The organism is Ruegeria sp. AG6 (assembly GCF_056541565.1).
The window spans coordinates 1-2,500 of record NZ_JBQFYQ010000021.1; the positions used below are offsets into that span (position 1 = coordinate 1).

A 2,500-nucleotide genomic window follows, 5' to 3' on the forward strand; every position below is an offset into this window, starting at 1 on the left:
TGGTTGCGGGAGTAGGATTTGAACCTACGACCTTCAGGTTATGAGCCTGACGAGCTACCGGGCTGCTCCATCCCGCGACAGTTTTTGTGACCTAGCGCTTACGCTACTTGAGGTCTTTGGTTGGCCTATCGCTTGCGCTATTTGAGGCCGGGTATTGTGTCATCGTGTTAGAGAGATATGGGCTTTTTCTAGGTTTGGCGGTGACCTACTCTCCCGGGGCTTAAGCCCAAGTACCATTGGCGCGGCAGTGCTTAACTTCCGGGTTCGGGATGGGACCGGGTGTTTCACTTGCGCTATGACCACCAAACCGAGGAAAAGCCCATGTCGACTTTTTTGCGGAGCAAGAAAGCGACGGTTGGCAGGCAGCGTATTCGCTTGCGAATGCGCGGTGCCACTCGGTTATATAATCAACCAACATCGCGGCTTGGCGCTGCGACGCTGTCCATAATCAAGGTCAGTGTATGCTTTTGGTGATTTGTCTTTCCATTACTGGATCAAATCAAGCCTATCGGGCGATTAGTACCGGTCAACTGAACGCATTGCTGCGCTTACATCTCCGGCCTATTGACGTGGTGGTCTTCCACGGCCCTCAGGGAGACCTTGTTTTGAGGGGGGCTTCCCGCTTAGATGCCTTCAGCGGTTATCCTGTCCGATCATAGCTACCCAGCACTGCCGTTGGCACGACAACTGGTCCACCAGTGGATCGTTCACCCCGGTCCTCTCGTACTAGGGGCAACTCCTCTCAAGTCTCCTACACCCACGGCAGATAGGGACCGAACTGTCTCACGACGTTCTAAACCCAGCTCACGTACCTCTTTAAACGGCGAACAGCCGTACCCTTGGGACCTGCTCCAGCCCCAGGATGAGATGAGCCGACATCGAGGTGCCAAACACTGCCGTCGATATGGACTCTTGGGCAGTATCAGCCTGTTATCCCCGGCGTACCTTTTATCCGTTGAGCGATGGCCCTTCCACTCGGGACCACCGGATCACTATGGCCGTCTTTCGACTCTGCTCGACTTGTCAGTCTTGCAGTCAGGCTGGCTTCTGCCATTGCACTCAACGAGCGATTTCCGACCGCTCTGAGCCAACCTTCGCGCGCCTCCGTTACGCTTTAGGAGGCGACCGCCCCAGTCAAACTACCCGCCACGCAGGGTCCCGGATCCGGATAACGGACCGCGGTTAGACATCAAGAGTGCGAAGGGTGGTATCTCAAGGGAGGCTCCACAGGTACTTGCGTTCCTGCTTCAAAGCCTACCACCTATCCTGCACATCACAATCCTGATGCCAGTGCGAAGCTGTAGTAAAGGTGCACGGGGTCTTTCCGTCTAACCGCGGGAAGCCTGCATCTTGACAGGCAATTCAATTTCGCTGAGTCGATGTTGGAGACAGCGGGGAAGTCGTTACGCCATTCGTGCAGGTCGGAACTTACCCGACAAGGAATTTCGCTACCTTAGGACCGTTATAGTTACGGCCGCCGTTTACCTGGGCTTCAATTCAAGGCTCTCACCTCTCCTTTTAACCTTCAGGCACCGGGCAGGCGTCAGACCCTATACGTCGTCTTGCGACTTCGCAGAGCCCTGTGTTTTTAATAAACAGTCGCCACCCCCTGGTTTGTGCCCCCAGCCCCTAGTTGCCTAGGAACCGGGCCTCCTTCTCGCGAACTTACGGAGGTATTTTGCCGAGTTCCTTCAACATCGTTCTCTCAAGCGCCTTGGTATGCTCTACCAGTCCACCTGTGTCGGTTTAGGGTACGGTCTGATGGAGGGCTATTTCCAGGAACCACTCAGCAGCCCAATCAATCCGATAAGATTGAACTACACCTGTGATCCGTCACATCCTCCTGGCCTAGGAATATTAACCTAGTTCCCATCGCCTACGCCTTTCGGCCTCGGCTTAGGGGCCGGCTTACCCTGCTCAGATTAGCTTTAAGCAGGAACCCTTGGACTTTCGGCGAGAGTGTCTCTCACACTCTTTGTCGCTACTCATGTCATCATTCTCACTAGTGATCTCTCCACCGGATCCCTCACAGGCCGGCTTCATCGAAAGAACTCTATCCTGCGCTACCGCCTATTCGGCTACTTGAGCGCGATTACTCGCGCCACATAACCGGCGGCAATACAGGATGAGTTCTATGTCACACTACGCTCTGCTACCATGCCTTACGGCATCCTAAGCTTCGGCTCATGGCTTGAGCCCCGTTACATCTTCGCCGCAGGACAACTTGTTTAGACCAGTGAGCTGTTACGCTATCTTTAAAGGATGGCTGCTTCTAAGCCAACCTCCTGGTTGTTTTGGTCGTCCCACCTGCTTTCCCACTTAGCCATGAATTGGGGGCCTTAGCTGTAGGTCAGGGTTGTTTCCCTCTCCACTACGGACGTTAGCATCCGCAGTGTGTCTGCCATCTAGTACTCCCGGGTATTCGGAGTTTGGTTAGGATCAGTAAGCCTGTGGGGCCCCATTACCCATCCAGTGCTCTACCCCCCGGGGTATTCGGATG

The 2,500-nt window shown here is 54.6% G+C and carries 1 tRNA gene and 2 rRNA genes (1 of these 3 cut by a window edge); all 3 read right to left on the minus strand.

The annotated features are described in order from the left end of the window. Positions 1-77: transfer RNA gene (locus ACR0I0_RS20485), tRNA-Met, on the minus strand. Positions 78-192: 115 nt separating this feature from the next. Beyond that, positions 193-307: ribosomal RNA gene (rrf, locus tag ACR0I0_RS20490) — 5S ribosomal RNA — on the minus strand. Between the two features lie 188 nt (positions 308-495). Next, positions 496-2,500: ribosomal RNA gene (locus tag ACR0I0_RS20495) — 23S ribosomal RNA — on the minus strand; it runs 861 nt beyond the window's last position.